General features: G+C 72.9%; 6 protein-coding genes. All 6 read left to right on the plus strand.

Features of this window, described 5'->3' with window-relative positions; all coding sequences use genetic code 11:
* On the plus strand, window positions 1-542 hold a 542-nt coding region (gene mraZ, locus AC08ON_RS08375; RefSeq protein WP_476616737.1), incomplete at its 5' end, for a division/cell wall cluster transcriptional repressor MraZ.
* Window positions 543-766: 224 nt separating this feature from the next.
* Window positions 767-1,753 (plus strand): 16S rRNA (cytosine(1402)-N(4))-methyltransferase RsmH, encoded by a 987-nt coding sequence (gene rsmH / locus AC08ON_RS08380; protein ID WP_476607085.1) that lies wholly within the window; start codon window positions 767-769, stop codon window positions 1,751-1,753.
* A 101-nt stretch (window positions 1,754-1,854) separates the two neighbouring features.
* Window positions 1,855-2,520, plus strand: coding sequence for a cell division protein FtsL (gene ftsL, locus AC08ON_RS08385; RefSeq protein WP_011435850.1), 666 nt, complete (start codon window positions 1,855-1,857; stop codon window positions 2,518-2,520).
* An 86-nt stretch (window positions 2,521-2,606) separates the two neighbouring features.
* Window positions 2,607-4,529 carry a peptidoglycan D,D-transpeptidase FtsI family protein gene (locus AC08ON_RS08390; protein WP_476607076.1) on the plus strand — a complete coding sequence of 641 codons (1,923 nt, stop codon included), beginning with the start codon at window positions 2,607-2,609 and terminating at the stop codon, window positions 4,527-4,529.
* A 73-nt stretch (window positions 4,530-4,602) separates the two neighbouring features.
* On the plus strand, window positions 4,603-6,219 hold the full coding sequence (locus AC08ON_RS08395; RefSeq protein ID WP_476607077.1) for a UDP-N-acetylmuramoyl-L-alanyl-D-glutamate--2,6-diaminopimelate ligase: 1,617 nt from the start codon (window positions 4,603-4,605) through the stop codon (window positions 6,217-6,219).
* The coding region (locus AC08ON_RS08400) for a Mur ligase domain-containing protein (protein WP_476616738.1) at window positions 6,216-6,406 on the plus strand (191 nt) is incomplete at its 3' end. The genes AC08ON_RS08395 and AC08ON_RS08400, both read left to right, overlap by 4 nt.

Raw genomic sequence — 6,406 nt, forward strand, 5'->3', positions numbered from 1 at the left:
GTGGGGGGGAGTGGGGTAGAGTGGCGCTGCAGTGGGGGACAGCAGCTTACGGGTGGCCGTCGCGGGGTGAGCCTGTCGCTGTCTTCCTCGCAGTGGCGAGGAGGTTGCCGGTGTTTCTCGGCAGCCACGCGCCGCGGCTCGACGACAAAGGGCGGCTGACGCTACCCGCGAAATTCCGCGACGAGTTGGAGGGGGGGCTTGTGATCACCAAGGGGCAGGAACGCTGCCTGTATGTCTTTCCGATGGCGGAGTTCACCCGGATCAGCGAGTCCCTCCGTACCGTTCCGGTTACCGCAAAGGCGTTGCGTGACTACAGCCGGGTGTTCTTCTCCTCGGCCGCGGACGACGTGCCGGACCGGCAGGGGCGGATCACGGTTCCGGCTCCGCTGCGGTCCTACGCGGGCTTGATGCGCGACTGCGTGGTCAATGGGGCCAACACCCGGATTGAGATCTGGGATGCCCAGCGGTGGCAGGCCTACCTGGAAAGCCAGGAGGAGAGCTTCGCCGAGCTGTCCGAGGAGGTCCTGCCCGGAGTGATCTGAGCTGCCTTGGGTTCATGGATCCGGGTGCTCCGCGGGCTCGCCACGCGCACCGTCCCCTCCGGCTGTCCCTTCCCCGGCGGCCGGCATCCGGGACGTACGCGAGGGCGGTCGGCCCCGGTCACCCGACCCGGGCCCGCCGCCCGGTGCCTTCCGCCGACGAAGCCCCCCATGCCCGTCAGCACATCTGAAGACGAGGTCCACGAGCGGTCGAGGGAGGCTCAGCACTGAACGCCACACATACGCCTGTGCTGACCGACCGTGTACTGACTTTGTTGGCTCCCGCCCTGCGGGCATCCGGAGCGATCGTGGTGGACGCGACGGTGGGTCTCGGTGGGCATGCCGCGGCTGTGCTCACGGCCTTCCCGCACGTACGGCTGGTGGGGATCGACCGCGACCCCGACGCCCTGGAGCGCAGCGGTGAGCGGCTGCACGGGCTCGCCCCCGGCCGGGTGGAGCTCGTCCACGCCGTCTACGACGAGGTGGCCGAGATTCTGGACCGGCTCGGTCATCCGGTGGTGCAGGGCATCCTGTTCGACCTCGGCGTGTCGTCGTTGCAGCTGGACACGGACGACCGTGGGTTCGCCTACTCCCGGGACGCGCCGCTGGACATGCGGATGGACCAGACACAGGGCAGGACTGCCGCCGACGTCCTCAACACCTACGATGCCGACGCGCTGACCCGCATCCTGCGGGAATACGGCGAGGAGCGCTTCGCCCGCCGCATCGCCGGTGCGATCGTCCAGGCCAGGGCCGTCGCCCCGTTCGCCACCTCGGCGCGGCTCGCCGACCTGGTACGTGACGCCATCCCGGCGCCGGCCCGGCGGACCGGCGGCAATCCGGCGAAACGTACTTTCCAGGCGTTACGTATCGAGGTCAACGCCGAACTCGACGTGCTCGCCCGGGCGTTGCCCGCGGCCTTCGACGCGCTGGCCGTGTCCGGCCGGCTCGTCGTCCTGTCGTACCACTCGCTTGAGGACCGACTGGTCAAGCGGCAACTGCGCGGCTACGCGGAGGCCTCGGTCCCGCCGGACCTGCCGGTGGTGCCCGAGGGCGCGGGCCCCAGGTTGCGCTGGTTGACCCGAGGTGCGGAACCGGCGAGCGAGACCGAGAAGGCCGAGAACCCGCGGGCGGCCTCCGTCCGCCTGCGTGCCGTCGAACGTACCGCGCCGAACCCGGACCACACCCGGAAACCGACCGGAGGTGCATCGTGACCGCTCCCGCGCAGCCGCTCTCCCGCGCCGGGCGTTCCGGTTCCGCCTCCGCCCGGACCGCCTCCGCCCGGACCGGCTCCGGGCAAGGGGGCCCTGGGCGGATGACAAGCGCCCCGACCCCCTCGACGGGGCGGCCCGCGGCCCGCTCGGCCGCCGCGACCGCTCCGGCCATCGGCCCGCAGCCGCGCCGGGCGTCGAGCCGGGCGCGGCTCGCGGTGGTCCGGCCGGCGCCGGACGGGGGCCGCAAGGGTCCCTTCGTCGTGTTGCTGCTGGTCCTGCTGGGCGCTGGTCTGCTCTGCCTGCTGCTGCTGAACCTGGCGTTGATGGAGAACTCGTTCCAGGCCAACACTCTGCGCAATCGGGCGTCCGCCCTGGCCGACGAGGAACAGGCGCTGTCGGTGCATGCCGACCAGCTCTCCGATCCGGCGTCGCTGGCCGCGCAGGCCTCCCGCTACGGCATGATCCCCGGCGGGATACCGGAATACCTTCCGCCGGGCGCTCCGCTGCCCGTTGGTTCCCGGACCCTGGCCCGGGAACCGGGCAGCGGGTCCGTCATCATCGTCGTGCCCGCATCGCCCGGCCCGAGCCCGGCCGGCGGTCCCGGGAAGACCGGCGGTCCCGGGAAGAACGGTCAGCCAGCGGCCGGCGCGACGGCGGGTGGTGCCGGCGGAACCGCTCACGCCCACCTTCCCGCCACCGGGGCGAACGCTGCCGCGGCCGGTGGTGCCGCGATCGGGGCGGCGGGAAAGGCCGGAGCCGGGCAGTGAGCTCGACGTCCCCGGGCTCCCCTCAGCGCGGCCGCGGACGGCTACGCCTTGTTCCTCCACCGCCACCTTCAGTGTATGGCGGTCGGTTGCGGAGGGATGTCGACGACCCGGGTCGGGCGGTCGGCGACGGGCCCGGTGCGGACGAGTACGGCGACGAGGAGCACGACGGCCGGTATCCGGGCGGCCGGTATGTGGGCCGGCCGGGCTCGGTGCCCTGGCGTCCCGGTCGGGTCAGCCGGCCGCGGCACCCCCCGGCTCGTCGCGCCTACCGGCTGGGCAGCCCGCGTCGGCGGCTGCGGGTGTCCATCGTGCTCATGTGCGCGGTCCTCAGTGTCCTCGGGCTGCGCCTGACCCAGCTGCAGGGTTTCTCCGCCTCCACCTACGCGGCCCAGGCCGAGGCCCAGCGGCTGCGGACCATCGTGCTGCCCGCGGCGCGTGGCGCCATCACCGACCGGGCGGGCCACACGCTCGCGCAGTATGTCGAGCTGCGGGCCGTCTACGCGAACCCGACGAACGTCAGGGACATCGCGGGGACGGCCGCGAAGCTCGCGCCGGTCCTCGACGACAGCACCGAGGCGTTGCGCAGACGGCTTACCACCGACCCGGCCGAGCACATCAAGTTCGTCTACCTCGCCCGCGGGCTCACTCCGGACGTGGCGGAGAAGGTCAGCGCCCTGGGGCTGCGCGGTATCGGCATCACCGAGGAACGCGGACGCACCTACCCGTCCCGGGAACTGGCCGCGAACGTCATCGGGTTCATGCGGCACGGCGATGGTGACATCCTCGAGGGCGGCGGCGGGCTGGAGCTGGCGTATGACGAGGTGCTGCGCGGTACCGACGGCCTTCGCCGACTGGAGGCGAACCCGGCGGGCATCGAGATCCCCTCGGGCCAGAGCCGCGAGAAGGACCCGATCCCGGGTTCTTCGCTGCGCCTGACCCTCGAACGGGACATCCAGTGGAACGCCCAGAACGCGATCGCCGACGCGGTCCGTACCTCCGAGGCCGACGGCGGCACGGCCGTCGTGATGGACCCCCGCACCGGGGACATCCTCGCGATGGCCGACGCGCCGCAGTTCGACCCGAACAACATCACCGCCCGGGACACCCCGGCGCTGGGCAATCGGTCCACGCGGGACGCCTACGAGCCCGGCAGCGTCAACAAAGTGATCACGATGGCCGCGGCGCTGGACCGCGGTCTGATCACCTCCGAGACCCCGATGACCATCCCGCCGTTCATCACCCGGGGTGGGGTACGCATCGAGGACTCCGAGCCGCACGGCGTCGAACATCTCACCGCCGCCGGCGTCCTGGCCCGCTCCAGCAACATCGGCACCGTGGAGATCTCCGAGCGGGTCGGGCGGACCGGGCTGGAGCAGGCGCTGCGCTCGTTCGGGCTCGGTGCCCGCACGGGTCTGAACTTCCCCGGCGAGGGCGCCGGCCTGCTGCCGGCAGCCCGGGACTGGTCGGGCAGCCAGGCCGCCACCATTTCCTACGGGCAGGGCATGTCGGCGACGGCGCTCCAGATGGCCTCGGTGTACGCGACTATCGCGAACGGCGGTGTTCGCGTGACCCCGCGGCTTGTCGACGCCATCACCGGTCCGGACGGCGTCGTCAAGGTGACTCCCCAACCGCCTGGTCAGCGCGTCGTCAGCGCGCAGACCGCGGCCACGCTCACCCGGATGCTCGAGGCGGTGGCGACGAACGAGGGCACAGCGCCGCTTGCCGAGGTTCCCGGTTACCGGGTGGCCGGCAAGACGGGCACCGCCAAACGGCCCGACCCGGTGCACGGCGGTTACCAGGGCTACGTTCCCTCGTTCATCGGGTTCGCCCCGGCGGATGATCCGCGGGTGGTGGTGGAGATCGTCCTGGACAACCCGAAGAAGGGTTACTTCGGCGGTCAGGTCGCCGCGCCCGTGTTCCAACGTGTCATGTCCTTCGCGTTGACCACCCTCGGCGTGCCACAGCCGATCACCAGGCCCGCACCGCTCCTGCTCGACCTGGACAGATGATCGCGATCCGCGCCGGGACGTGGTGGGCGGGGAAGGTCGGCTGGACCACCGCCGTGCCCGGGCGCCCGTGGGGATGGCCGTGCCCGCCCCCACTAAGGTCGTGACCGTGACCTCTCCGGCACCTCGACCGGCTGCCCCGCCCGCGTGCAGCCTCGCCGATCTGCGCGCGGTGCTCGCGGCCGTGGCGCCCGTCCCGGAGCCGGCGGCGTTCGCGGGTGCGGGACATTCGCCGTCGGACACGCATGCGGACACGGACGTGATCGTGCATGGCGTCACCCACGACTCGCATGCGGTCCGGCCGGGCGACCTCCACGCGGCACTGCCCGGTGCCCACACGCACGGTGCGGCCTTCGCGGCCGCCGCGGTGGCCGGCGGCGCCGTCGCCGTGCTCACCGACGCCGAGGGCGCCCGCCGGATCGCGGCCATGCCGCCCGGCCCCCCCGGGGAAGTCCCGGTGCTTGTCAGCGACGATCCACGGCGTGACCTCGCCCCGGTGGCGGCGAGGATCTACGGTGATCCCTCTGCGGCGCTGCGCCTGCTCGGCGTCACCGGCACCAACGGGAAGACGACCACGGCCTTCCTGCTCGACGCCGGGCTGCGCGCCGCCGGCCACACCACGGGCCTGATCGGCACGATCGAGACCCGGATCGCCGACGAACGGCTGGCCTCCGCCCGCACCACCCCGGAGGCGAGCGACCTGCAGGCCCTGCTCGCCACGATGGTCGAGCGTGGCGTGGGGGCTGCCACGATGGAGGTGTCCAGCCACGCGCTGGCCCTGCACCGGGCCGACGCCCTGCACTTCGCCGGGGCCGTGTTCACCAACCTCAGCCAGGACCATCTGGACTTCCACTCCTCCATGGAGGACTACTTCGCGGCGAAGGCGTCCCTGTTCGACCCGGCCCGGACCGCCGTCGCGGTGATCGGCGTGGCGGACCGGTGGGGCCGCCGGCTCGCCGAACGGCATCCCGGCGCGATCACGTTCGCCGTCGAGGGGCCGGCCGACTGGACGGCCCGGGACGTTTCCTACGGGCCGACCGGCACACTGCTGCGCGCCGAGGGTCCGGACGGGCTGCGGGTGGATCTGTCCGTGCCGCTGCCCGGCGCCTTTAACGTCGCCAACGCGCTCGGCGCGCTGGCGTTGCTCGTCGCCATCGGGGTCCCCCCGGCCACGGCGGTGGCGGGGATCGGCTCCCTGCCCGGGGTGCCCGGCCGGATGGAGCGGGTCGACGCCGGCCAGCCGTTCCTGGCCCTGGTCGACTTCGCGCACACCCCGGACGCGGTCACGACGCTGCTCGAGACGGTTCGCCCGCTGGTGAAGGGCAGGGTCATCGTCGTGCTCGGCTGCGGTGGCGACCGCGACCGCGGCAAGCGCCCGCTGATGGGGGCCACCGCGGCGACACTCGCCGACGTCGCGATCCTCACGAACGACAATCCGCGCTCGGAGGATCCGGCGGAGATCCTCGCCCAGATGCTCGCCGGGGTCACGGCGCTGTCGGCCTCGGCCACGGTCTTGGTCGAACCGGACCGCGCCGCGGCCATCGCGGCCGCCGTGGCCGAGGCCGGACCTCAGGACGCCGTCGTTGTCGCCGGCAAGGGTCATGAGTCGGGCCAGGAACAGGCGGGGGTGGTGACCCCCTTCGACGATCGGGTCGTCCTGCGCGCCGCGCTCTCCTCGGTGGAGGGGAGATGATCCCGCTGACCCTGGCCGAGGTCGCGTCGGCGACCGGCGGCCGGCTCGACGCGGTGCCCGACCCGGGCGTCACGGTGCGTTCGGTCGTCGTCGACTCCCGCGAGGTCCGCGACGGCGCCTTGTTCGTCGCCCTGGCCGGCAGCCGAGTCGACGGGCACGACTTCGCCGCCGCCGCCGTCGCCGCCGG

Source organism: Frankia sp. CoWAU3 (assembly GCF_977971855.1).